The 23,224-nt window shown below is 46.2% G+C and carries 22 protein-coding genes; 16 read left to right on the plus strand and 6 right to left on the minus strand.

What is annotated here, in order from left to right:
• Nucleotides 1-387: 387 nt before the first annotated feature.
• The 8 genes from M662_RS05875 to spxA all read left to right on the plus strand — a co-directional run bounded on the left by M662_RS05875 (nt 388) and on the right by spxA (nt 9,187).
• Complete coding sequence (locus tag M662_RS05875; protein WP_008638753.1) at nt 388-2,067, plus strand: peptide ABC transporter substrate-binding protein; 1,680 nt, start codon at nt 388-390, stop codon at nt 2,065-2,067.
• Nucleotides 2,068-2,250: 183 nt separating this feature from the next.
• Nucleotides 2,251-3,177, plus strand: coding sequence for an oligopeptide ABC transporter permease (gene opp3b / locus M662_RS05880; RefSeq protein WP_008638751.1), 927 nt, complete (start codon nt 2,251-2,253; stop codon nt 3,175-3,177).
• Nucleotides 3,178-3,182: 5 nt separating this feature from the next.
• Entirely contained in the window at nt 3,183-4,316 is a 1,134-nt protein-coding gene (gene opp3C / locus M662_RS05885) for an oligopeptide ABC transporter permease (RefSeq protein ID WP_008638749.1), read from the plus strand.
• Nucleotides 4,317-4,332: 16 nt separating this feature from the next.
• Complete coding sequence (locus M662_RS05890) at nt 4,333-5,391, plus strand: ABC transporter ATP-binding protein (RefSeq protein ID WP_008638747.1); 1,059 nt, start codon at nt 4,333-4,335, stop codon at nt 5,389-5,391.
• The gene (locus M662_RS05895; protein ID WP_008638745.1) at nt 5,388-6,329 is read left to right on the plus strand and encodes an ABC transporter ATP-binding protein; all 942 of its coding nucleotides are present in this window, start codon (nt 5,388-5,390) and stop codon (nt 6,327-6,329) included. Before M662_RS05890 ends, M662_RS05895 begins: the two co-directional genes overlap by 4 nt.
• Before the next feature lie 166 nt (nt 6,330-6,495).
• Nucleotides 6,496-7,719 (plus strand): putative glycoside hydrolase, encoded by a 1,224-nt coding sequence (locus M662_RS05900; RefSeq protein ID WP_026578364.1) that lies wholly within the window; start codon nt 6,496-6,498, stop codon nt 7,717-7,719.
• Between the two features lie 195 nt (nt 7,720-7,914).
• A complete protein-coding gene (locus M662_RS05905; protein ID WP_008638742.1) occupies nt 7,915-8,505 on the plus strand; it encodes a GNAT family N-acetyltransferase in 591 nt (196 codons plus the stop codon).
• 286 nt (nt 8,506-8,791) lie between these two features.
• A complete protein-coding gene (gene spxA / locus M662_RS05910; RefSeq protein ID WP_008638741.1) occupies nt 8,792-9,187 on the plus strand; it encodes a transcriptional regulator SpxA in 396 nt (131 codons plus the stop codon).
• A gap of 69 nt (nt 9,188-9,256) precedes the next feature.
• On the opposite strand, the gene M662_RS05915 is transcribed toward spxA, so the two are convergent.
• Nucleotides 9,257-9,922, minus strand: coding sequence for a TerC family protein (locus M662_RS05915; RefSeq protein ID WP_026578365.1), 666 nt, complete (start codon nt 9,920-9,922; stop codon nt 9,257-9,259).
• A gap of 299 nt (nt 9,923-10,221) precedes the next feature.
• On the opposite strand from M662_RS05915, the gene mecA reads away from it, so the two are divergent.
• The 3 genes from mecA to pepF all read left to right on the plus strand — a co-directional run bounded on the left by mecA (nt 10,222) and on the right by pepF (nt 14,031).
• A complete protein-coding gene (gene mecA / locus M662_RS05920) occupies nt 10,222-10,914 on the plus strand; it encodes an adaptor protein MecA (protein ID WP_008638737.1) in 693 nt (230 codons plus the stop codon).
• A 95-nt stretch (nt 10,915-11,009) separates the two neighbouring features.
• Nucleotides 11,010-12,137, plus strand: a complete 1,128-nt coding sequence (locus M662_RS05925; protein WP_026578366.1) for a competence protein CoiA — start codon at nt 11,010-11,012, stop codon at nt 12,135-12,137.
• Between the two features lie 82 nt (nt 12,138-12,219).
• The gene (gene pepF, locus M662_RS05930; protein ID WP_026578367.1) at nt 12,220-14,031 is read left to right on the plus strand and encodes an oligoendopeptidase F; all 1,812 of its coding nucleotides are present in this window, start codon (nt 12,220-12,222) and stop codon (nt 14,029-14,031) included.
• Between the two features lie 61 nt (nt 14,032-14,092).
• Here the strand turns inward: pepF and M662_RS05935 are convergent, their stop codons facing one another.
• The 4 genes from M662_RS05935 to M662_RS05950 form a co-directional block, all read right to left on the minus strand.
• A complete protein-coding gene (locus M662_RS05935; protein WP_008638734.1) occupies nt 14,093-14,272 on the minus strand; it encodes a hypothetical protein in 180 nt (59 codons plus the stop codon).
• A gap of 87 nt (nt 14,273-14,359) precedes the next feature.
• Nucleotides 14,360-15,247, minus strand: a complete 888-nt coding sequence (locus tag M662_RS05940) for a ClpXP adapter SpxH family protein (protein ID WP_008638733.1) — start codon at nt 15,245-15,247, stop codon at nt 14,360-14,362.
• The gene (locus M662_RS05945) at nt 15,244-15,642 is read right to left on the minus strand and encodes a globin domain-containing protein (RefSeq protein ID WP_008638732.1); all 399 of its coding nucleotides are present in this window, start codon (nt 15,640-15,642) and stop codon (nt 15,244-15,246) included. The genes M662_RS05940 and M662_RS05945 overlap by 4 nt, the downstream gene beginning before the upstream one ends.
• Before the next feature lie 60 nt (nt 15,643-15,702).
• A complete protein-coding gene (locus M662_RS05950) occupies nt 15,703-16,284 on the minus strand; it encodes a CYTH domain-containing protein (protein WP_008638731.1) in 582 nt (193 codons plus the stop codon).
• Between the two features lie 132 nt (nt 16,285-16,416).
• Between M662_RS05950 and M662_RS05955 the strand changes: the two genes are divergently transcribed.
• The 3 genes from M662_RS05955 to M662_RS05965 are packed head-to-tail and all read left to right on the plus strand — an operon-like array spanning nt 16,417 to nt 18,753.
• Complete coding sequence (locus tag M662_RS05955; RefSeq protein ID WP_008638730.1) at nt 16,417-17,055, plus strand: GTP diphosphokinase; 639 nt, start codon at nt 16,417-16,419, stop codon at nt 17,053-17,055.
• 14 nt (nt 17,056-17,069) lie between these two features.
• A complete protein-coding gene (locus tag M662_RS05960) occupies nt 17,070-17,876 on the plus strand; it encodes an NAD kinase (protein ID WP_008638727.1) in 807 nt (268 codons plus the stop codon).
• Nucleotides 17,866-18,753, plus strand: coding sequence for an RluA family pseudouridine synthase (locus M662_RS05965; protein WP_236096541.1), 888 nt, complete (start codon nt 17,866-17,868; stop codon nt 18,751-18,753). The genes M662_RS05960 and M662_RS05965 overlap by 11 nt, the downstream gene beginning before the upstream one ends.
• A gap of 57 nt (nt 18,754-18,810) precedes the next feature.
• Here the strand turns inward: M662_RS05965 and prpE are convergent, their stop codons facing one another.
• Nucleotides 18,811-19,542 (minus strand): bis(5'-nucleosyl)-tetraphosphatase PrpE, encoded by a 732-nt coding sequence (gene prpE, locus M662_RS05970; protein WP_026578369.1) that lies wholly within the window; start codon nt 19,540-19,542, stop codon nt 18,811-18,813.
• A 248-nt stretch (nt 19,543-19,790) separates the two neighbouring features.
• On the opposite strand from prpE, the gene mgtE reads away from it, so the two are divergent.
• Both mgtE and M662_RS05980 read left to right on the plus strand, forming a co-directional pair.
• Nucleotides 19,791-21,155: a magnesium transporter gene (mgtE, locus tag M662_RS05975; protein ID WP_008638720.1), complete on the plus strand. Its 1,365-nt coding sequence runs from the start codon at nt 19,791-19,793 to the stop codon at nt 21,153-21,155.
• A 114-nt stretch (nt 21,156-21,269) separates the two neighbouring features.
• Nucleotides 21,270-23,132, plus strand: a complete 1,863-nt coding sequence (locus M662_RS05980) for a monovalent cation:proton antiporter family protein (RefSeq protein WP_026578370.1) — start codon at nt 21,270-21,272, stop codon at nt 23,130-23,132.
• The last annotated feature ends 92 nt before the right edge of the window (nt 23,133-23,224 follow it).

Below are 23,224 nucleotides of genomic sequence, written 5' to 3' on the forward strand. Positions count from 1 at the left end.
ACACCTTTCATACAAATTCGTACCAATTATAGCATGTACCCTTACCTTATGGAATTGTAAAGCGGATTCAATAGACTGAAAATTCTATTTTGAATGGGGTATGCATTTCCTTTCATGAGGAACTGGGATAAATAATAACCTTTCCCGATACCTAATCATTTTTTATACATTAGTCCTTATAATTAGTTATTTTCAGTCTTTAACATTGTAAAATAAACTAGGTAAAAAGACTCATTTAGTGTCATTGAAACGTAATAATGATGGGAATTCTGTGTCTTTTCGAAAAATTAGGTAATGCAAAATAGTTAGAAAACTTGTATAATTCGATATGTGGACAACGAGCCACGGCAAATTTTTAGAAAATTTTTAGGGGAGGTCATTTTCTACATGAAAAAGACAAATTGGTTACTGCTAGTACTGGCACTGGTACTAAGCATGTTCCTCGCGGCATGTTCCGGCGGGGACGATACGTCTGGTTCTTCAGACGATTCATCCGACAGCTCGTCTGATGGGGAAGCATCACCAGACAGCGAGCAAGTACTTAACCTTTATGACACAGCAGAGATTCCTACAATGGATTCCTCTCTTGCTACGGACGCAGTAGCGTTCCAATTCCTTGGATCTACAATGGACGGGCTTTATCGTCTTGGTGAAGGTGCAGAAGCGGAACCTGGTATCGCTACAGAACATGAAGTAAGTGAAGACGGTCTTACTTGGACATTCACTCTTCGTGAGGACGCTGTCTGGTCAAACGGCGATCCTGTAACAGCGAACGATTTCGTATATGCATGGCAGCGTGCGGTTAACCCGGATACTGCTTCCGAGTATGGTCCATATATGATGAGTGGCGTAATCAAAAATGCAGAAGCAATTGCTGCCGGTGATACTCCAGTTGAAGATCTTGGAGTAAAAGCAGACGGTGATTATACATTGACAGTTGAGTTGGAAAAACCGATTCCTTATTTCGAGTCTTTGACTACGTTCGGTACGTTCCTTCCATTGAACCAGAAATTCGTTGAAGAACAGGGCGATCAATATGCGCTTGAAGCGGACACGCTTGTCTATAACGGACCATTCGTTATGACAGAGTGGAACCACGGCGAAGGCTGGACGCTTGAGAAGAACGAAGATTACTGGGATGCAGAAAACGTGAAGCTTGATACAATCAACGTCAAAGTTGTTAAAGATACAGCAACGGCTGTAAACCTTTATGAAACTGGGGAAGTCGATCGTGTGAACCTTTCTTCCGAGTTCGTCGATCAGTACCAGACTTCTGAAGAGTTCGGCGTCAAAGAAGAGCCGACATTGTTCTACTTGAAGATGAACCAGGAAAACGAAATTCTTGGTAACGTAAATGCACGTAAAGCGATTCAAATGGCGATCGACCGTCAAAGCATGGTTGACGTTATTCTGAACAACGGTTCCATCCCTGCAGTTGGTGACATTCCTGCCAAGTTCGCGAACCATCCGGAATCCGGAGAAGACTTCCGCGATCTTAACGGTGACTTGATCGAGTACAACCTTGATGAAGCGCAGAAGCTTTGGTCTACGGCTAAAGAAGAGCTTGGTCAAGATACACTTGAATTGGAATACCTTGGCGGCGATACAGAAGTTGCCAAGCAGATGGATGCTTACATCAAAGACCAGCTTGAGAAATTGGAAGGCTTGACTGTTAACGTCACTTCCGTACCTTTCAAAGAGCGTCTTGAGCGTGACACAAGCATGAACTATGAGCTTCAGAACTCCGGATGGGGTCCTGACTACATCGATCCGAACACATTCTTGAACATGTGGGTAACAGACGGTGGAAATAACATGACTGGTTATTCCAGCGAAGAATATGATGCGTTGATTGAAAAAGCGAACAACGAACTAGCTCTTGAGCCGGTTGAGCGTTTCGAAGCGTTTCTTGAAGCGGAGAAACTTTTGATCCAGGAAGATGCAGTCCTTGCTCCACTTTACCAACGTGCTCAGGCACAACTTTATAAGCCGTATCTTAAAGGTGTAATCGTCAACCCGATGGGACCTGACTACACTTACAAGTATGCTTATATCGAAGGTAAATAATAGCGCGCACCATACTAACCACATATAAGTTTCTTTTATAAGGGAGAGAGTATATGACCAGCGCGTTGGCATATGCTCTCTTTTTCCCTGAAAAGGAAATATTCTAATTATAAACAAAATTCAGTTAATTTCGACAGAGATAGAAAAATAAGAGATAGGGTTTACTTAAACGGAGGTGTTCATATGGCACGTTATATACTACAACGATTGGTCTATATGGTTATAACGATGTTTCTTATTGCAACCTTTACGTTCTTCCTGATGAAGTTTTTACCAGGTACTCCCCTAAGTGCTGCAGATAAATTGTCAGAAGAGCAACAGCAGGTTGTGTTGGAGAAGTACGGATTGGATGACCCGGTTCCTGTACAGTATTTTAATTACATGGTCAACTTGACTCAAGGTGACTTGGGAATCTCCTTCCAATTCGATAATCGTGAAGTGACGACGATCATGATGGAACGGGTCGGCCCGTCTATGCAGCTCGGCGTGCAAGCGATGATCATCGGTACGATTTTCGGGATGCTTCTCGGAATCATATCGGCCATTTATCATAATGGGTTCATGGATTACCTATCGACATTCATTGCAGTCATCGGGAAATCTATCCCTTCTTTCGTATTTGCAGGTATTCTTCAATATTACATCGGTGTAAAACTTGGTTGGTTCCCTGTTGCTCTTTGGGGAAGCTGGGAGTACACGGTTCTTCCTACCGTAGCCCTTGCCATATTCCCGATAGCAATTGCCGCTCGTTTCATGCGGACGGAAATGCTTGAAGTCATGAGCTCAGACTATATCACAACGGCACGTGCGAAAGGTGTCAACAAATTCGGAGTTGTATTGAAACACGGCGTCCGGAATGCGTTGATTCCACTTATTACAGTACTGGGGCCACTTGCGGTCAGCTTGATTACCGGTACGCTTGTCATCGAGAATATTTTCGCCGTACCTGGGATTGGTGAACAATTCGTTAAAGCGATCAATACGAATGACTTTCCGATTATCATGGGGACAACCTTGTTAATCTCCTTCCTGTTTATTGTCATTATCTTAATCATTGATCTTCTTTATGGAATCATTGATCCTAGAATCCGACTGGCAGAAGGGAAGTAGTCCATATGGATAATCAAAAACCATCGAAAGATTTATTTGTACCCGTCAATACGAAAGAACAGGATAACGAAGGTATTTCAAGACCCAGCCTGTCATTCTGGCAGGATTCTTTCATCCGCCTTCGCAAGAATATAGGTGCGATGATCGGGCTGTTCATTTTGATTGCCTTAGGTGTCATGGCGATCTTTGGTCCATACATGAATGACTATGGACAGTATGAGCAGGATTTGTCCCGTGCGAAGATGCCACCTAAAGTGGAAGGGCTCGGCTGGCTTGGTATGGATGGTACGCTGACTTCCGTACAAAGCGCCGGTACAGTTGAACAAGCTGAAACGAAAGCGATGATGCGTTTCAACAACCAGGAAGATTTCATTCAGACGAAAGTTTTGAATGATGGTTCCAACGGGGAGCCTGCAGAGGTGGAGGCCGTATACGACGTTTACGGTGCTAAAGATATGAATGATGAATCATTCTGGTTCGGGACAGACGGTCTTGGACGTGATTTGTGGACAAGGACTTGGATGGGAACGAGGATCTCCTTGTATATCGCCTTACTGGCAGCAGCGATTGATATGGTAATCGGGGTTGCATACGGTGGTATTTCCGGTTATTACGGCGGCCGCGTCGATAACTATATGCAGCGTGTCATTGAAATTCTGATGGGAATTCCGAACCTCGTTGTCGTCATCCTGATGATTTTAATACTCGAGCCGGGTATTTTATCCATCACGATAGCCTTGACGATCACCGGGTGGATATCGATGGCCCGTATCATACGAGGCCAGGTGCTGAAATTGAAAAACCAGGAATTTGTGCTCGCATCGAAAACGCTTGGAGCGAAGGATAATCGCATTCTGAGAAAACACTTGGTACCGAACGTAACCGGATTGATTATCATCAATACGATGTTTACGATTCCAAGTGCCATTTTCTTCGAAGCCTTCTTGAGCTTCATCGGTCTCGGACTGCCGACGCCGACAGCATCACTTGGAACGCTGATTGATGACGGATTCAAATCCCTTCAGATTTATCCGCACATCCTGTTGTTCCCGGCGATTGTAATCTCGCTTATCATGATTGCATTCAATATGCTTGCAGACGGTCTTCGTGATGCACTTGATCCGAAGATGCGCGAGTAGGAGGTAGGTGTACAAGATGGAAAAACTTCTAGAAGTAAAAAATATGCATGTATCATTTGACACCTACGGCGGTGAAGTAAAAGCTGTACGTGGGGTTAACTTCGATTTGAAAAAAGGGGAGACGCTGGCGATTGTCGGCGAATCCGGTTCCGGTAAATCTGTAACGACGAAAGCACTGATGCAGCTGATTCCGAAGCCGCCCGGGCGCATCAAAGAAGGAGAAATCCTTTTTGAGGGCCGTGACCTGGTGAAAATGAGCGAAAAGCAAATGCAGAAAATCCGCGGGAAAGAAATATCTATGATTTTCCAAGACCCTATGACGTCTTTGAACCCGACGATGAAAGTCGGAAACCAGATTATGGAGGGCTTGATCAAGCACCAAAAAATGGGTAAGACCGAAGCGCGTAAACGCGTGATCGAATTACTTGAGCTTGTCGGAATCCCTGATGCGGAGAACCGTATAAAGCAGTATCCGCACCAATTCTCAGGTGGAATGAGACAGCGTGTTGTCGTTGCTATCGCCCTTGCCTGTAACCCTAAACTGTTGATCGCGGATGAGCCGACCACAGCCCTTGATGTAACGATTCAGGCACAGATCCTTGAGTTGATGAAAGAGATTCAAAAGAAAACAGATTCTGCTACGATTTTCATTACACACGATCTCGGCGTCGTTGCAAATGTCGCGGACAGAGTTGCTGTCATGTACGCTGGTAAGATCATAGAGATCGGTACGGTAGATGATATCTTCTATAATCCAAAACACCCGTACACATGGGGACTGCTCGGCTCTATGCCGTCTTTGGACAGTGCAGATGAAGAGCTTTATGCCATTCCGGGATCTCCGCCCGATCTCTTGCATCCGCCAAAAGGCGATGCGTTTGCAGCCAGAAATGAATTCGCAATGAAGATTGACTTCGAACAAGAGCCGCCGATGTTCAAGGTGAGTGATACCCACTACGCAGCAACGTGGCTCCTGCATGAAAATGCTCCGGATATCGATCCGCCTGCTGCAGTTAAGAAGCGGATGGAAGGTATGGCGAAGTCAAAGAGTGAATCGGAAGGTGAACGTGTATGACACGAGAGAAACTACTTGAAATCAAGAATTTGAAGCAGCACTTCCAAACTGGTCGGAACAGTGTCGTCAAAGCTGTAGACGGTTTGAACTTTGATATTTATAAAGGCGAAACGTTCGGGCTTGTTGGAGAATCCGGTTGTGGGAAATCGACGACCGGGCGCACGATCATCCGTCTTTATGATGCAACAGACGGAGAGGTCATCTTCGATGGAGAGAACGTCCACGGTAAGAAAAGTCGGGAGGATTTGAAAAAATTCAACCGGGAAATGCAGATGATCTTCCAGGATCCGTATGCGTCTCTTAACCCGCGGATGAAAGTCGAGGACATCATCGCTGAAGGGATGGACATTCACGGACTTGCAGAGAACGATAAAGCTCGACGTGAGCGCGTATATGAACTGCTGGAAACGGTCGGATTGAACAAAGAGCACGCCAACCGTTATCCACATGAATTTTCCGGCGGACAGCGCCAGAGAATCGGAATCGCACGGGCGCTTGCAGTAGAACCCAGCTTCATCATTGCCGATGAGCCGATCTCTGCTCTTGACGTGTCGATCCAGGCACAGGTGGTCAACCTGTTGAAGAAACTTCAGAAGGATAAAGGTTTGACGTACCTGTTCATCGCCCACGACCTTTCCATGGTGAAATACATTAGTGATCGAATCGGGGTTATGTACTTCGGTAAAATGGTGGAACTTGCTGATGCAGATGATCTTTACAAGAATCCGATCCACCCGTACACGCAGTCGCTTTTGTCCGCTATCCCTCTTCCGGATCCGGATTATGAGCGCAACCGTGAGCGTTTCACGTATGACCCTAGCAAGCACGATACGAGTGAAGAGCCGGAATTCCGTGAAGTCCGTCCAGGTCACTTCGTGTTATGTACGACAAAGGAATTCGAGCAATACCAGAAAGAATATGGTGTCGTACATCAATAAAGAAAGAAGACACCTGCCGATTCGGCAGGTGTCTTTATTTTTGCGGCCGTGTCTGTTGGAGAAGGGGTTTGTAGAAAATTGGAAGAAATTCGTTTCCATCCCTGTTATATAATTACAACCTTCTTTATAATGAAGAGTATCTAGAGGATAGGGGAGTAGGTTATTAATGAGGAAATTTCGCAGGCTTGGGATATGTGCGGCTGCCATTCTGGCAGGAGTGGTTCTTCCGTTCTCATATGTCCAGGCAGAAGAGGAAGATAATAAAGAAGTAAGAGAAGCCGGCATCATGACGGAACGGCAGCTTGGAATTAAAGCCTTGCCGGATTCCGGGGAAGCAGCAAGGTTCACGTATCAGTCGGGACTTGACTTCGAGTATCCGGATGCCGTCCGGGGGATTTATGTAACAGGTCCTTCAGCAGGCGGTGCGAAGATGGAAGAACTTACGAAGCTCGTGGAGGATACAGAATTGAATGCCATGGTAATCGATATTAAAGAAGACCATGGAAACATCACGTTTGAGCCGGAAGAAGGGTCCCCTTATGCAGAAGTGGCGGAGCCGTTCATCGATGATCCGCGGGCGATGCTTGAGGAGCTTGAATCGAAAGGTATCTATCCTATCGCACGTGTTGTCGTATTCAAGGACAGTCTGCTCGCTGAAAAAAGACCGGACCTTTCTTTTACAGAAAACGGTCAAGTGTGGAAGAACGGCAAAGGGGAATCTTTCGTGAACCCGTTCATGGAAGAAGTGTGGGAGTATAATGTGGAGCTTGCCAAACAGGCGGCAGAGCTCGGCTTCGAGGAAATCCAGTACGACTACGTCCGTTTCCCGGAAGGTTTCGGAGAAAGGGAAGACATCCTTACATACGGTCAAGGGAAGTATGCGGATTTGGAGATGGATCATGTACAGAAACGAGTCCAGGCGGTCACCGATTTCGTCGAATATGCGAAGGGTGAATTGAAAGCCTACGATGTCGATGTCTCTGTTGACATCTTCGGCTATGCGGCGACGATTCCGGAAGCTCCGAATATCGGGCAGAACTTCTCGAAAATATCAAGCAATGTCGATGTCATTTCATCAATGATCTATCCAAGTCACTGGGGGTCCTACTTCGGTATTGCCAAACCCGACGAAGAACCGTACCGTCTGATTGATGAATATGCCAAGGTGGAAAATGAAGTGCTGGGGAAACTGGATGACAAGCCGACTTCACGTCCTTGGCTTCAGGATTTTGAGGCGCCGTGGCTGTATTCGGGAGCGATGAAGCAGTACGGAAAAGCAGAGGTGGAAGCACAGATCAAAGCGTTGAATGAAAACGGTATTGATGAATTCCTGCTTTGGAATGCCGGTAACAATTACACCAGCAATGTCGACTATACGCCGATGAATTAAAGGGGAGGACCAGAGGAATCTGGTCCTTTTTTGGTGTTTGATCTTCTTGAGAACAGGGTATTAATACTTGTGGCCGTTTGAATAGATCGATGGCAGTTCCATATCCTAAAAACAGCAGGAGCGCATCCGGCGCCATTTAACATAAGTTGAATTATTCGTTATAATAAAAGGGACAAATTGTAAGGGAGTAGATCAATGAATTGGTATGAGAAGTTGAACGAGTATTTTCCTGTTGAGGAAATGAAATCAAAAGAACACATGGAAGCACTATTGAAAGAGAAAAGCGACGTATATTTTAAAGATGAAGGAGAGCATCACGTTTTAATGTATGCCGAGTTCGATACTTTCCTTTTCATCGACTATGTATATGTCTCCTCTGCTTCACGTGGTCAGGGACTTGGTCACAAACTCATCAAGAAAATGAAAGCGAAAGGAAAGCCGATCATCCTGGAAGTAGAACCGGTCGATTATACCGACACGGATACGGAGAAAAGACTCCGCTTCTATCAAAGGGAAGGCTTTAAACACGCCCAATCCATTGGTTATACACGAAGGTCTCTTGCAACGAACGAAGTCAATGCCATGGAAATTCTCTACTGGTCACCGGAAGATGCTTCCGAAGAAGAGATTTACGAAAAAATGAAAGCGATGTACACGGAAATCCATACTTACAAGGACGAAGAGTTCTACGGGAAATCGTATCAGCACGTGGATGAAGTGCTGACCAGAGATGAAGATAGAGATGTGGAGAATATCATAAAGGAATTGGACAAAACGAAAAACTGATCTATAGAACAAATACCCGCCATCCTAAGGCGGGTATTTTCAATAAAAACACGTAGTTGAAAATGAAAAAAATGCAGAATGGTTGTTTTTTATGTTTAACGGTGTGATAAAACGGGTAATTCTTTAAAGGAAACGCGCTTTGAATCGTATTGTCACATATTTGTTGAACTTTATATAGATAATGCTTGACAGATGTGTTATAGTAGAATCAAGGTTAGATTATATTGATTACAAAGAAAGAAGTAATTAAATAACACCATAAATTATTGAGGAGTGAAGTATCTATATGGTTACACTTTATACCTCACCAAGTTGTACATCATGCCGTAAAGCAAAGGCTTGGCTTGAAGAGCACGATATTCCTTATACGGAACGAAATATTTTTTCTGAGCCGCTAACGTTGGACGAGATCAAGGAAATCCTTCGTATGACTGAGGATGGAACGGAAGAGATCATTTCCACACGTTCTAAGGTATTCCAAAAATTGAAAGTGGACTTTGACCAGCTGCCGATGCAGGATTTGTTCGATCTTATTCAAGAAAACCCTGGTCTGCTGCGCCGTCCAATCATTCTGGATGACAAACGTCTGCAAGTAGGATACAACGAAGATGAAATTCGTCGATTCCTTCCACGCAGCGTTCGTACGTTCCAATTGAAAGAAGCACAACGCTTAGTCAATTAATAAATGAAGAAAGCTGGAAGGCGGTAGCCTCTCCAGCTTTTTTCTTTTTATATGGTTCGAGCCCGGTTTTCATATCGCCGTTCCCTTCCTTTTGTTCGCGAAATATCCTAATGTAATAACCAAAATGACCATGAAAGGAGCGAACACTTGGTGGATGATAGGCATTTGCTCTGCAAAGTGGAGGACATGGCGGTCTTCCAGCACCATTTCTGCCGCTGTAAAGGTCAAAATGCCGGCACCGAAATAGATGAGCATCGGGAACTTGTCCATTAAATGAAGGATAATCCTGCTGCCCCAAACGATGATTGGGACGGAAACGAGCAGACCGATCACAACGAGGATGATGTTGTTGTGCGAGGCACCTGCTATAGCAAGCACATTATCGAATCCCATGACGATATCGGCGAAGACGATGGTTTTAACAGCTGCGAACAGACTGTCACCGGCTTTGATATGGTCGTTTTCGTCATTGTCTGTCAAGAGTTTGATGGCGATATAGAAAAGTAACAGCCCTCCGATTAATTGAAGATAAGGAATTTGGAGAAGATAAAGAGCAACCATCGTTAACAGCACCCTGGCGCCGACCGCGAGGCCTGTCCCGAGGATGATGGCCTTGTTCCTTTGTTCCGGGGGGAGGTTTCGACTCGCGAGTGCGATGACGACCGCATTATCTCCGCCGAGAATAATATCGATACTGATGATGATCAACAGTGGTTCAAGCAAGTCCCAGTTCATGTGATAATCCTCCTGGCTATGTAGTGACAAACTTAGGGGAATAGGCTAAAATGATAACTCAACCACCCGGTAAGACGGCCTTATTGTCATGATATTCATGTCTTATATGGTTATATGCTGAATTCGAGCAATTTGTTTTCCATTTAGACATTCCTGTCATACAATAGGAATACATCAACCCTTACTTTCTACACATCTCAACGGTTGAAGCCAGGGCCTAACGGGTAAGGTTCTAAAACGAACGCAAGGGTGAGTGTTCCCTTCCCCCTTAAAACATGATAAGAAGGGAGAGAGACGTTATGGAAATTGAACGTATCAATGAAAACACCGTGAAGTTTTACGTAACATATCAAGATGTTGAGCAAAGAGGTTTCGACAGAGAAGAGATCTGGTATAACCGTGAGCGCAGTGAGCAGTTGTTCTGGGAAATGATGGATGAAGTCAACGACCAGGAGAATTTCCACGCGGATGGTCCGCTTTGGATTCAAGTACAGGCAATGGACAAAGGCCTAGAGGTAATTGTCACGAAAGCCCAAGTGTCTCAAGACGGCCAAAAGCTTGAACTGCCTCAGGAAGACGGGAAAGAAATCGATCTGCCGATTGACGATAAGCTGGAATCATTATTGGATGATAAATTCCATGCGAAAGATGATCAGGATGATGAAGATGAGGATGAGGAAATCGATTCTGACGAGCCTTTAGCATTTACGTTGAAGTTCCAGGATTTCGAAGACATCATTCAATTAAGTCACTACGTATCTTCACCGGAAAGTATGGAGCAGAAGTTGTTCCATTTCGAGGATCGATACTATCTATATATTCAATTCCAAGATGAAAATATGAGTGATGACGACCAGGAAAATATTCTGAGTCAATTGATGGAGTATGGCCAGGAATCTTCTCTGACTATACACAGGCTTGAAGAGTATGGGAAAACCATATTCGAAGCAGACGCCTTATCTTCCATCAAACAGCACTTCCCTGTTGATTGATGCAAGAAGCACACAGTTTTGTGTGCTTTTTTTATTTGATAAAAAGGGGAAGGACTTTCTTTTGTCGAAAGGTAGGGGTGGAGGTGAAGCTGTTGATGTATGCGTTAGACAGCAAAGGGGAAATTCTATCCCTGTACCAAGTATCCAAAAGTATGATTGATTCCATGAGAAACGACACGTACCATTGCTCTGTATGTAAGGAGCGAGTCCTGATCAGAGCCGGAAATAAGGTGACCCCGCACTTCGCCCATCGTCCTGACAGTGAGTGTGCGGCAGGGAGTGGAGGGGAAACAGAGGAGCATGAGCGCGGAAAGTGGCAGCTGTTCCACTGGCTTAAACAGCAGGGGCAGGAGGCAGCAATAGAGAAGAGGCTTTCGAATGGGAAGCGCCCGGACGTATTGCTGACTCTGCCGCGCAGACGGATCGCCTTGGAGTACCAATGTTCACGCATTCCCCAAAAAGACATTATAAAACGAACAAAAGCGTATCAATCGATGGGAATCTTCCCTTTGTGGATTCTCAGCAGCCGTCACTTTTGTCAAAAAGGCCCCCATCGCTTTATCCTCAATGATTTCCTCCGTACTTGCATGTATCACTTCCCTCACGGGTACCAACTGTTTTTTCTCGATATTTCCAAACAAGAGATAATTCTCGTCTATCCGCAAGGCTCTCTCGGTATGGGAATGACGATAGGCAGCATAAAGAAAGTCCCTCTTTCACACCTCTCTTTTCCGCAGTTATTCTCCTCCCCAGCCCCCTTTCCTAGAAACGTTTTCCATGATTATTTACAGCAGATGTGGTATGTTAATCGCACGGTTTACCGTAAAGAGGAAAGTTCTTCCGAGCGTCAATACCGCCAGTATTTATACTTAAAAGGTCTTCACTTCTCTTTGATTCCAAGTGCTGCATTTCTCCCGGTGCCGGGACAGGTACAGCTGGGAGGGAAGGCGTATCTATGGCAGACGAAACTTTTGATTGAACATTTTCTTCCTGCTTCGTATGAAACAATCATTGAATTACCCGAAGTGGAAGTCCCAGAGACGATCAATGGTTATCAGCCTTCGCTTTCCATGCAGTATTTAGAGCAGCTCCACGCTTTAAATATCGTGCGTAAAACAGGGAAGAATAAGTGGGTGAAGAACAGGCAGCTGACCTTCCATACCCATATGGAAGCCGGACTAAAGGAAGACGAACAAACCTTAGCACAGCTGGGGCGTTTATAAAATGTTTCGGTTTGTGAAGGGATTACTTGAAAAATCGAGAAACCATTATAAGATGATCTTTTTATGAAGGAGGATGTTGGACATGTCTTCAACGAAACAATTACCAAAACGTGAGGAGATTCCTGTAGAAAAAACGTGGGACCTCGAGGCTATATTTGAAACGGATGAGAAATGGTATGAAGAGCTGAAAGCGATTGAGGGAATGCTTCCCGAACTGGACAACTATCGGGGGAATTTAGGAGCATCGGCCGAGCAGCTTTACAAACTGCTTGATTTCCAGGACAAAATTTCGAATCGCATCGGCCGTCTATATACTTATGCCCATATGAGGAACGATCAGGATACGACGAACTCTCATTATCAGGAGATGAATGCGAAAGCGGAATCGCTGTTTACCAAACTCGCCTCTGCGATGAGCTTCATCGTTCCTGAAATTCTTGCGCTGCCGGAAGGTACGGTTAAAGGATACCTTGATACTTACAAGCCGTTGGAATTATACAGACACACCCTTGATGAGATTACGCGGCAGCGGGCACATGTGCTCAGTGAACAGGAAGAGAAGCTGTTGGCTGGTTTTTCGGAAATCGGGGCGAATCCTTCCCAGACCTTCGGAGCGCTTAACAATGCGGACATTACTTTCCCTGTGATTAAAAACGAGAAGGGGGAAGACGTGGAGCTCACGCACGGCCGCTATGTCGGATTCTTGAAATCAGATGACAGAGATGTACGCAGGCGTGCGTTTGAAGCGATGTACGACACGTTCGGTTCCTTTAAGAATACGTTCGCCTCCACGCTCAGCGGGCATGTGAAGAAGAATAATTTCAATGCGACGGTAAGGAAGTATGACCGGGCTCGTCAGGCGAAGCTTGATAACAACAACATCCCTGAATCCGTATACGACAATTTGATTGAAGCGGTTCATGAACGCCTGCCTTTATTACATCGTTATGCAGAAATGCGTAAAGAGGTCCTCGGGTTGGATGAAGTGCATATGTACGACTTATATACACCGCTTGTTAAGGATGCGGAAATGGAAGTTTCTTATGAAGAAGCGCAGAAGCTTGTGCTGGACGGGCTGAAACCGCTTGGAGAAGAGTACGGGGAGATCCTTCAGTCAGCATTTAAAGATCGGTGGATCGATGTCGAAGAGAATAAAGGAAAACGGAGCGGTGCGTATTCCTCCGGCCACTACGGTACCAACCCTTACATCCTTATGAACTGGCAGGACAACGTGAACAACTTGTTCACCCTTGCTCACGAGCTCGGCCACTCCCTGCACAGTTACTACACGCACCGGAACCAGCCATATCGTTACGGTAACTACTCCATCTTTGTGGCAGAGGTTGCATCTACTTGTAATGAAGCGCTGTTGAACGATCATCTTTTGAACAAAGTTGACAGTGACAAAGAAAAGCTGTACCTGTTGAATAATTTTCTGGAAGGCTTTCGGGGAACCGTCTTTCGTCAGACGATGTTCGCGGAGTTCGAGCATGAAATTCATATTCAGGCCCAGAACGGGGAGGCTCTTACAGCCGGTAAGCTGACAGAAATCTATTATGATTTGAATAAGAAGTATTTCGGTGACAATATCGTCATTGATGACGATATCGGATTGGAATGGGCGCGCATCCCGCACTTCTATATGGGATACTACGTCTATCAGTATGCTACAGGTTATGCAGCCGCACAGGCACTGGCGGGGCAGATCCTGGAAGAGGGCGAACCAGCGGTCGACCGCTATAAGAGCTTCCTTAAGGCGGGCAGCAGTGATTACCCGATCGAGGTGTTGAAACGCGCCGGCGTAGATATGACCTCCAAAGATCCGATTCTTGCTGCACTGGACGTGTTTGAAGAGAAGTTGAATGAAATGGAACAATTGCTGCAGAAAGCATAAAGGAAAAGAAGCGTCCGGGCTGCTCCGGGCGCTTCTTTTTTTGAAAAACTATGTAGCGTGCTCATTTAAAACCTCGGAAGGTTTTCTTGTGAGTAAACAGGGAAATAGTCAGGTAGATAGCTGCAAAGAGGAGCGGCGATGTGACGTATAACGGGAACATCTTCATTAAGGCGAGCAGGTGAAGCAGCAGAAGCATCAGAATGATAAGAAGAAAAAGAACCGCCATCCATAGTTTCATCATACAGACACACCTCCTTGAATCATCCTATGCTTGTCAGGGGGATTCTATGTAAAAACAGCTCCCGCTGGATGCGGGAGCTGTTACTGTTCAAGAGTTCATATATTTCCAGAAAGTACCGTGTTTGACAGGCACTTCTCTTGCTTTCTGCTTCAGGACCAACTTCTTCATTTCCCGTTTCGCTTCCTGTTCCGTCCAGTCGTATACGACGGCGATCTCCTTATTCGCTACGAAGCGATAGTGTTGCAAGAAATCCTCCAAAGCGGGCTTTACACCAGGCTTTGGATCTTTCTGAAGCATTTCTTTCAACACTTTCACGTACACATCGTAAGCATACAATCCGGTGATTTTCAGTCCGGCGTCTTCTTCTGACTCATTGAAAATGACGATGGTCGGCGTGGAATCAACCTCCATTTCATGAGCGAGCTTCAAGTCGCATTGGAGGGCCCGTTTCGCAGCATCGGAATGGATGTCTTTCTTGAATTCCCTGACATCCAGTTTGCTCTGTTCCGCACATTCGATGAGTACCTTCTCATCAGAGATGTCCTGCTTCTCAAGGAATACATATTCCTGTACTTTGCGAAGAAAGCGCATGCCTGCTTTTTTCCCCTGCAATTCCGCTGCTTTGACTGCGAGAGCCGTTGCGAAAGGGGAAGCGACGGGATTTTCCAGCCAGACATCGCCGTCACAGCACATACCTGTACGGGACGCCGTATGGTCCCAGGCCTGCTTCAGATTTTCCGGTTTCTTCATTTTATTTTGATGCAGATTAGCCAGCTTGCCGCTGATGATCGGTTTTATGGTGAAGAAGCGGCCGTATTCGATGTTGAGCTTCTTGAGAAAAGGTTCCATGGACCAGCATTCCGGGCAGAGAGGATCGATGAAGACATAAATTTCTATAGGCCGTTTCAATAAATCGAAGAAGCCGCTTGTTGTGGTATTTGTCTCTTTTTCACTGCTCAAGCTTTTCCAACTCACATCGATTCTCCTTTCTCATCCTCAGGTGTATTCATCATATGGTTGGCTGTCATCGTTAATCGCTCAAACATGAAGGAGCGGTGGGGTTCTTCTATGCCCACTTCCGTCATGGCTCCCGACATGCATGACAGCCAGGCATCTCTTCTCTTTGGAGTTATTTCAAATGGCAGGTGTCTCGCCCTGAGCATCGGATGACCGTGCTCTTCTACATAGAGGGGCGGACCTCCAAAAAACTGTGTCAAAAATTGTTTTTGTTTACGAATGGTTTCGCTGAAATCATTGGGGAAAATCGGTACTAAGTCCGGGTGCTTCTGTACCCGTGCATAAAAAGCCTCGACGAGCTGATCGATTTTATCTTTTCCTATTTCATCGAAAATCGTACCACGTTGTTGCATATAATCCCTTCCTGTCCTGTCTGTGAGTCCATTTTAGCAATGGGGAGGTGTGGACGGCAACTATTCTGATTGCAGCTTGGCTTGGTAGAAGCGTTTAATCTTATTATCTGTCTGCCGTTCGGGAATCTTGCACGCCTCCAGAATTTGCTTGATGACCTGTAAACCTGCCTCTTTCGATGGAGCTTCCACTTCCAGTTCGTAGTCTTCCTTATCGTAATAAAGACTGTGATCAAGAACGACAAGAGCTCCGTTATAAGGCAGTTCTTTTCTACGTGTGGTAAGCGAACCGAGGTAGTGAAGGCGGTCCTGATCGATGCCGAGCCCCTCCAATTGACGGGAGATATCTGCTTTCTTCGGACCTTTGTTCTGGATCCATAGGTTCGCTTCCTCTTCTGTCAAAGGTGCATGAGTCTCTAAAAGTCCGTCCTTGTGAGGCTCTTTCAAAGTCATGGTCCAGGAGCCGTTTTTCTTCCGGATCCTTAGTGCAGCGCCCTTCCCCCGCAATTGCCCGTCACCTGTTTCAAAATAATAATTGGTTTGTTCCATAAGTTCAACCGATTCGAATGGGAGAAACTGATAAATACGGTTATACTCCGCTTCTGTTAGCAGATTTTTGAATTCGATTTCAATTTCCTGAGACATGTAAAAACCTCCTGATTATGGGAAATAGTCAGACGTACTGCTTATTCCGTCGCTATACTTTATGATACAATGAATAGGAAAGAAAACGCACATAATTACTATGAAGATTGGATACATAAAGGTGGGCGCTGAATGAATTGGGAAATATTTATGGCACCTTATATACAAGTGGTGGAAGAATTAAAAATCAAATTAAAGGGAATGCGGAAGCAGTTCGAGTACGAGGAGGAGCAGTCGCCGATTGAATTCGTAACAGGCCGAGTCAAGCCCCGGTCAAGCATTGTCCAGAAAGCAAGACGGAAGGGCATCAATCCGGAGAATATTGAAGATGAACTGCAGGATATAGCCGGCGTACGTGTGATGACACAGTTTGTGGACGACATCTATGCCGTTGTCGACATGCTGCGGAACAGGCAGGACTTTGAAATCGTCGAGGAGAAGGACTATGTTTCGGATAAGAAAGACAGTGGATATCGCTCTTTTCATGTCGTCATCCTCTATCCTGTGGAAACGATCCACGGCCAGAAGAAAGTGTTGGCAGAGATTCAGATCCGCACGCTGGCGATGAACTTCTGGGCGACGAACGAGCACTCATTGAATTATAAATACTCGGGAAAAATACCTTCAGAAATCAAGTCCCGCCTGAAGCGGGCTGGAGAAGCTGCCTTTCAGCTGGATGAAGAGATGTCAAAGATCAAGAGCGAAGTCCAGGAAGCGCAGCGCGTCTTCATGAAGAAAGAAGAACAGAAGAAGAATACGAACAATTCGTAAAGGAGTGGTCACCGATGAAGTTCTCCATCTTGTCCAGAGGAGATAAGAAATCGAATGAAATCCGCAGCAAAATAAAAAGCTATTTAACCGAATTCCAGTTGGAATACAGCGAAGAGGAACCGGATTTAGCGATTTCTGTAGGAGGGGACGGTACGTTGCTGGAAGCCTTCCACACCTATGTCCACCGCCTTGATAAAACAGCCTTCATCGGTATCCATACCGGCCACCTCGGCTTCTATGCCGACTGGATGCCGGAAGAAATGGAGAAGTTGATCATTGAAATCGCCAAAACACCGTTCCAAGTGGTGGAGTACCCTCTCCTGGAAGTAACGATCCGTCCGCACGGAGGCGGAGAAGAAGATCGCTACCTTGCTTTGAATGAGTGTACCATCAAGACGGCAGAAGGATCTGTGGTCATGGATATCGAGATCAAAGGCGATCATTTTGAAACGTTCCGTGGAGATGGTCTTTGTGTATCGACTCCTTCCGGTAGTACGGCTTATAACAAAGCATTGGGAGGAGCCATCCTTCATCCGTCGCTGGAAGCCTTCCAGATTGCGGAAATGGCATCCATCAACAACCGTGTCTTCCGGACGATCGGCTCGCCGTTGATTCTGCCGAGCCATCACACCTGCATGTTCAAGCCGAAGAACGACCGGAGCTTCCTTTTCACGCTCGATCATATTTCCCGTACGTACAAAGATGTGAAATCGATTCAGTTCCGTGTAGCAGAAGAGAAGGTTCGCTTCGCCCGCTTCCGTCCGTTCCCGTTCTGGAAAAGGGTTCACGATTCCTTTGTCGCAGATGAGCATGAGCAGTAATATCAAAAAGAAGTGGGACATCGACCCGTCCGACGCGGGACGATCGGTAAGGGACTTCCTGCGGGGGAAGGGCAGATTCTCCCGTCAGCTTCTTAAGCGGGTCCGCATGAACGGACATATCTTCATCGATGAAAAAGAAGCGGAAATGTGGCAGCCTTTGAAAGGCGCCTCGACGCTCACGGTCGTGTTCCCTGCAGAAGAACGGGGAGCAATTGAGCCGGTGGAAGGTCCGCTTGCTATCCTTTATGAAGATGAGGATATTCTTGTATTGGATAAACCGTCCGGCATTGCTGTCGTTCCTCCTTACAAAAAGGAACCGTCCATTGCCAGTCATCTGATTGCTTATTATGAGGAAATCGGTCACCCATGCACCGTCCATATTGTCACGAGACTCGACACCTACACATCGGGGCTGATGCTGGTCGCGAAACATGCATACAGTCACATGCTGCTGACGAGAAAGGCTAAACTGGTGGACCGCTTTTATCAAGCATTGGTGGAAGGCCTACCGGAACCGGAAAAGGGGTTAATCGACGCACCTATTGAGAGAGCGGACGATTCCATCATCCGAAGAACGGTTGACCCGGAAGGGAAGCCTTCACAAACGATGTATGATGTGCTGGAGACGGGTGGCAGGGTGTCCAAAGTTGCCTTTCAGCTGTTGACGGGAAGAACGCATCAAATTCGTGTCCATATGGCACATATCGGGCATCCGCTGGTCGGTGATACCCTTTATGGGGCGCGACAAGCAGATAAGCTGGCAGGGCAGGCGCTTCACTGCTATCATCTTAAATTGCAGCACCCTTGGACAGGAGAGTCTATGAGCTTCGATTCTAAAGCCCCTTCTATATGGAGCAGTTACATGAAAGAAAAATAAAAATCCGAACGACCCTTTGCATGCCTTACAGGAAGAAAGCAAAGTCGTTCGGATTTTTTAATAGCTGAATTTCTCTTCCATGAACGGCATAGACGAAGGGATACGGACGATCGTTTCCTCCGGAAGTTGAAAGGCCGTCAAGTCCCCGCCGAAAACACAGCCGGTGTCGATGTTTACGGTTTGATTGACAAATCGCGGCTCACGGACCGGGGTATGGCCGTAAACGATCCAGCGGTCTCCGTGATATTCCTGAGCCCAGTCCCGCCTTACCGGCCTTCCGTCTGGAAGCTTTTCTCCCGTAATGTCGCCATATAAGACGAATGTCTCTATTCGTTTGCTTTTTCGACCGATATCTTCTTCCCGGATACCGGCGTGGGCCACTACTGCATGTGCATCTTTTAGTATCAGGTGGAGCGGTGCCTGCTCATATAATTGTTTGAACCGATGTTTAATCTCCTTCTGTTCTTCCTTCGGCAGGCTGCGGTATTCTGCTGTCGTTGTTTCCAATCCGTGTTTCTCCTGAACACCGTTACCAAGAAAAAAACGGTAGAGCTTGTTGCAATGATTGCCTGGTACATAGAGGGCTTTCTCCTGTTCGACAAGCTCCGTTACGAGACGGATGCAGCCGATCGAATCAGGTCCCCGATCGGTTATGTCACCGACGAATACGGGTATGCGTCCTTCTGGATGTACCGGTATTCCGGAATGCCAGTCATACCCGAGCTCTGCAAACAACTGCTTCAGTTCGTCGAGACATCCGTGAACATCTCCAATGATATCGTAGGCCATTCAAATTCGTCCCTTCTTCTATATATCGCTCCTATTTTTCCCATCCTAATCAATTGTAAACCTTTTCTCCAGCCGCCATTCAGTATTTCGCTCCCATCCTGAGCAGGCTTCTGTTACACTACGATTATGCAGGATTTTGGTCGAAGCAAAAAGAAAAATGACAAAAAAATGACTTCCGTTGACAAAAGGGCTTTACGCCATTAAGATTAAACGGTCAAAAATGAAATAGACGCCGGGGAGGGTTGCTTATGGAACACTTAGATGACCAAGAACGCCAGCAGGTCTGGGCGAATATCAAAGATGCGCTGTTCAATGATCATATCGATCAGTTCCGGGCGGAGTTCTTGGAACTACATCCATATGATCAAGCAAGGATATTCGAAGGCAGGGACGAAGACGTTCGTCTGCAGATTTATACGTACCTGTCACCGGAAGAAGTAGCGGATTTTATGGAACATATTGATTATGAAGAGATTGAACCGTTCTTCTCCGAAATGGATCCGACCTTCGCCGCCCAGGTCTTTGCAGAAATGTCCGCCGATGATGCAGTCGACATCTTTAATGAATTGGATAAGGACAAAGTGGCAAGCTTCTTGACGATCATGGATGAAGAAGCTGCGGATGAAATCAAGGACCTGCTTCATTATGAAGAAAAAACAGCCGGGTCGATCATGACGACGGAATATGTCGTGGTCAATGCGACCATGACCATCAAAGAAGCGATGGTCCATTTAAGAACCGAAGCACCTGACGCCGAGACGATTTACTATACGTATGTCATTGATGAGGATAAGCGTCTTGCAGGAGTTATCTCCTTAAGGGATTTGATTATTTCGGAAGAAGACTGGCTGATTGCCGACGTGATGAATGAACGGGTGGTATCGGTCTCAGTGGGAGATGACCAGGAAGAAGTGGCACGGATGGTCCGTGACTACGATTTCCTGGCCCTGCCGGTCGTGGACTTCCAGGACCATCTGCTCGGAATCATCACCGTCGATGATATTATGGACGTCATGGAAGAAGAGGCGAGTGATGACTATTCTAAATTCGCCGCCATTTCTGATGTTGACAGTCCGGATGATAATGCCTTTTCCTCAGCGAAGAAACGGCTGCCATGGCTGATCATTCTGCTTTTCCTCGGCAGTTTGACCGCCAGTCTGATCGGTCGTTTTGAAGAAACGTTGGATAAAGTCGCCATTTTAGCGATCTTCATTCCCCTGATTGCAGGAATGGGGGGGAATACCGGCACACAGGCGCTTGCCGTTGCCGTTCGCGGTATTGCAACTGGTGAATTTGAAAAACAGGGAAAAATCAAAATGATGATGCGCGAAGCGGGAACGGGTTTAATCAGCGGGATTGTCTGCGGTGTTCTCATGATGTTGATTGTATATATATGGCAGGGGAACTTTTTCCTGGGTGTCCTCGTTGGACTATCCATTCTATTGACGCTGATTGTAGCTACGTTGGCTGGTTCGCTTGTACCGCTGATCATGCACCGCCTGAACGTCGATCCGGCAGTTGCTTCCGGCCCGTTCATTACGACGCTGAACGACTTAATTTCCATTCTTATTTATTTCGGAATGGCCACCGCCTTCATGAACCTGCTTATTTAAGCAGATACGTAAAGAATGGGGAAATGAAAACATGAAGGAATAGGCAGTATAGAAGAAAGAAGATGATAAATATAAAAATTCATCAACTAGGAATAGTTGGAGAGGGGGGTACGTATGGAACATGGTGCTTCAGTAACTTCGCTCGTTATTGTCATTATCGCCGCATTCCTTACACCAATTTTACTACACCGATTTAAATTAACGATGATACCGGTGGTAGTAGCTGAAATTATCGTCGGCTTGATCATTGGTCAAAGTGGATTTGACCTCGTTGATCAGGGGAGCTGGCTTGAAATACTCTCGACGCTTGGGTTCATCTTCCTGATGTTCTTAAGCGGTCTGGAGATTGATTTTTCGATTTTCGCAAGAAAGAAAAAGAAAGCAAAACCGGAAAACCAAAATACTGGTGCTCCGAACCCGGTCTGGGTGGCGACGCTTGTATTCCTGGGGATCTTCGTCATATCCCTGGCCTTATCGTTCGCCTTCGTATGGGCCGGCTTCATCGATAATGCCTTCTTAATGACGTTGATTATTTCAACGATATCCCTTGGTGTCGTCGTTCCTACTTTGAAAGATGCCCAAATGATGAAGACAACGATCGGACAGACGATTCTGTTGATCGCCGTCATTGCAGACCTGGTGACGATGATTCTCCTTGCGGTATTTGTCTCCATTTATGGAGAGAGCGGAGGAAATACGTGGCTCTTGTTGATTCTGTTCGCAGCCGGTGTGCTTTTCTATTACATTGGCAAGAAGTTCCGTCATCAGTCCTATGTAGAAACGATGACCAAAGGGACGATTCAGATCGATACCCGTGCGGTCTTCACGCTGATCCTTCTGCTTGTAGCCCTGTCGGAACAGGTAGGGGCAGAAAACATCCTCGGTGCGTTCCTTGCCGGGACGTTAGTATCTCTATTGTCTCCAAACCCGGAAATGGTCAAGCGGCTGGACAGCTTCGGTTACGGTTTCCTTATTCCGATCTTCTTCGTAATGGTCGGTGTGGAAATCGATATTTGGAGCTTGTTTACAGATACGAGAGTGCTTCTTTTAATACCGCTCTTGTTCTTGGCCTTGCTCGTTTCCAAGGTCGTACCTGCCCTGCTTCTCAGCAAGTGGTATGACATGAAGACCGTATTCGGTTCGGGATTCATCCTCACTTCGACGCTTTCCCTTGTCATCGCTGCTGCGGCGATCGGGAAGCGTGAAGGAATGATCGATGATCAGATGGAAGGCGCGCTGATTCTCGTCGCCGTCTTGACATGCCTGATCGGACCGATTCTCTTCAAGAAAATCTACGGCAGATTTGAAGAGGAAGACCACAAAACGGTCGTTTCTTTCGTCGGTTCCAACCGGATGACGCTGCCGGTCGTGAGAGAGCTTGACGTCAACGCGTATGAAACGCACCTCTATCATATGAAAATGGATAAGATCGATGACCGGATTACGAGGCAGTGCTTCGATATCAAGGAGCTCGATGACTATGATGTCGAGCAGATGAAGGAAATCGGAGTATTCGATGTCGATCTTCTCGTCGCATCGACAGGGGATGAAGAGCGGAACGCCAAGATTGCCCGCTTTGCGAAAGAGCAGGGAGTCGAGCGCGTCATCGCAAGAATCGAATCCACCGACCTCGCTCAGGAAATGAAGGACTTGAACGTAAGTGTGTTCTCTGTATTCCTGTCGACGAAAGCATTGCTTAAAGCCATGATCGAAGCGCCGAATGTCCTGGATATCCTCACAACTCAGGAGAACGCGTTGTATCAGATCAATATGAATAATTCCATTTATAACGGCACTCACCTCCGTCAGTTTCCTTTCACCGGGGACGTAATTATGGTTCGTATCTTCCGAGGAAAAGATTCCATCGTCCCTCATGGAGATACCGAACTGAAAATGGGTGACCGCCTGATTGTCACCGGTTCCCATGAATATGTAGAAGAATTAAAAGCAGAATTAGAATACTGTGAATGGTGCTGAGAAGAAGCCTCCCAATAATTGGGAGGCTCTTTTTGTACATTGTCATATGTAAGCCTTTCCGTTAAAATAGGAGCAGGTACTAATATCAAATG

Source organism: Bacillus sp. SB49 (assembly GCF_000469135.2).
In the GTDB taxonomy this organism is placed as follows: domain Bacteria; phylum Bacillota; class Bacilli; order Bacillales; family Halobacillaceae; genus Halobacillus.

Bases quoted from the DNA above. Each gene is read 5' to 3' on its own strand.
- mgtE (WP_008638720.1), top strand. From the start codon at position 19,791: ATGGAACACTTAGATGACCAAGAACGCCAGCAGGTCTGGGCGAATATC.
- mecA (WP_008638737.1), top strand. From the start codon at position 10,222: ATGGAAATTGAACGTATCAATGAAAACACCGTGAAGTTTTACGTAACA.
- M662_RS05895 (WP_008638745.1), top strand. From the start codon at position 5,388: ATGACACGAGAGAAACTACTTGAAATCAAGAATTTGAAGCAGCACTTC.
- M662_RS05950 (WP_008638731.1), bottom strand. From the start codon at position 16,284: ATGTCTCAGGAAATTGAAATCGAATTCAAAAATCTGCTAACAGAAGCG.
- opp3C (WP_008638749.1), top strand. From the start codon at position 3,183: ATGGATAATCAAAAACCATCGAAAGATTTATTTGTACCCGTCAATACG.
- prpE (WP_026578369.1), bottom strand. From the start codon at position 19,542: ATGGCCTACGATATCATTGGAGATGTTCACGGATGTCTCGACGAACTG.
- M662_RS05965 (WP_236096541.1), top strand. From the start codon at position 17,866: ATGAGCAGTAATATCAAAAAGAAGTGGGACATCGACCCGTCCGACGCG.
- opp3b (WP_008638751.1), top strand. From the start codon at position 2,251: ATGGCACGTTATATACTACAACGATTGGTCTATATGGTTATAACGATG.
- pepF (WP_026578367.1), top strand. From the start codon at position 12,220: ATGTCTTCAACGAAACAATTACCAAAACGTGAGGAGATTCCTGTAGAA.
- M662_RS05890 (WP_008638747.1), top strand. From the start codon at position 4,333: ATGGAAAAACTTCTAGAAGTAAAAAATATGCATGTATCATTTGACACC.
- M662_RS05900 (WP_026578364.1), top strand. From the start codon at position 6,496: ATGAGGAAATTTCGCAGGCTTGGGATATGTGCGGCTGCCATTCTGGCA.
- M662_RS05935 (WP_008638734.1), bottom strand. From the start codon at position 14,272: ATGATGAAACTATGGATGGCGGTTCTTTTTCTTCTTATCATTCTGATG.
- M662_RS05945 (WP_008638732.1), bottom strand. From the start codon at position 15,642: ATGCAACAACGTGGTACGATTTTCGATGAAATAGGAAAAGATAAAATC.
- spxA (WP_008638741.1), top strand. From the start codon at position 8,792: ATGGTTACACTTTATACCTCACCAAGTTGTACATCATGCCGTAAAGCA.
- M662_RS05980 (WP_026578370.1), top strand. From the start codon at position 21,270: ATGGAACATGGTGCTTCAGTAACTTCGCTCGTTATTGTCATTATCGCC.
- M662_RS05955 (WP_008638730.1), top strand. From the start codon at position 16,417: ATGAATTGGGAAATATTTATGGCACCTTATATACAAGTGGTGGAAGAA.
- M662_RS05960 (WP_008638727.1), top strand. From the start codon at position 17,070: ATGAAGTTCTCCATCTTGTCCAGAGGAGATAAGAAATCGAATGAAATC.
- M662_RS05905 (WP_008638742.1), top strand. From the start codon at position 7,915: ATGAATTGGTATGAGAAGTTGAACGAGTATTTTCCTGTTGAGGAAATG.
- M662_RS05925 (WP_026578366.1), top strand. From the start codon at position 11,010: ATGTATGCGTTAGACAGCAAAGGGGAAATTCTATCCCTGTACCAAGTA.
- M662_RS05875 (WP_008638753.1), top strand. From the start codon at position 388: ATGAAAAAGACAAATTGGTTACTGCTAGTACTGGCACTGGTACTAAGC.
- M662_RS05915 (WP_026578365.1), bottom strand. From the start codon at position 9,922: ATGAACTGGGACTTGCTTGAACCACTGTTGATCATCATCAGTATCGAT.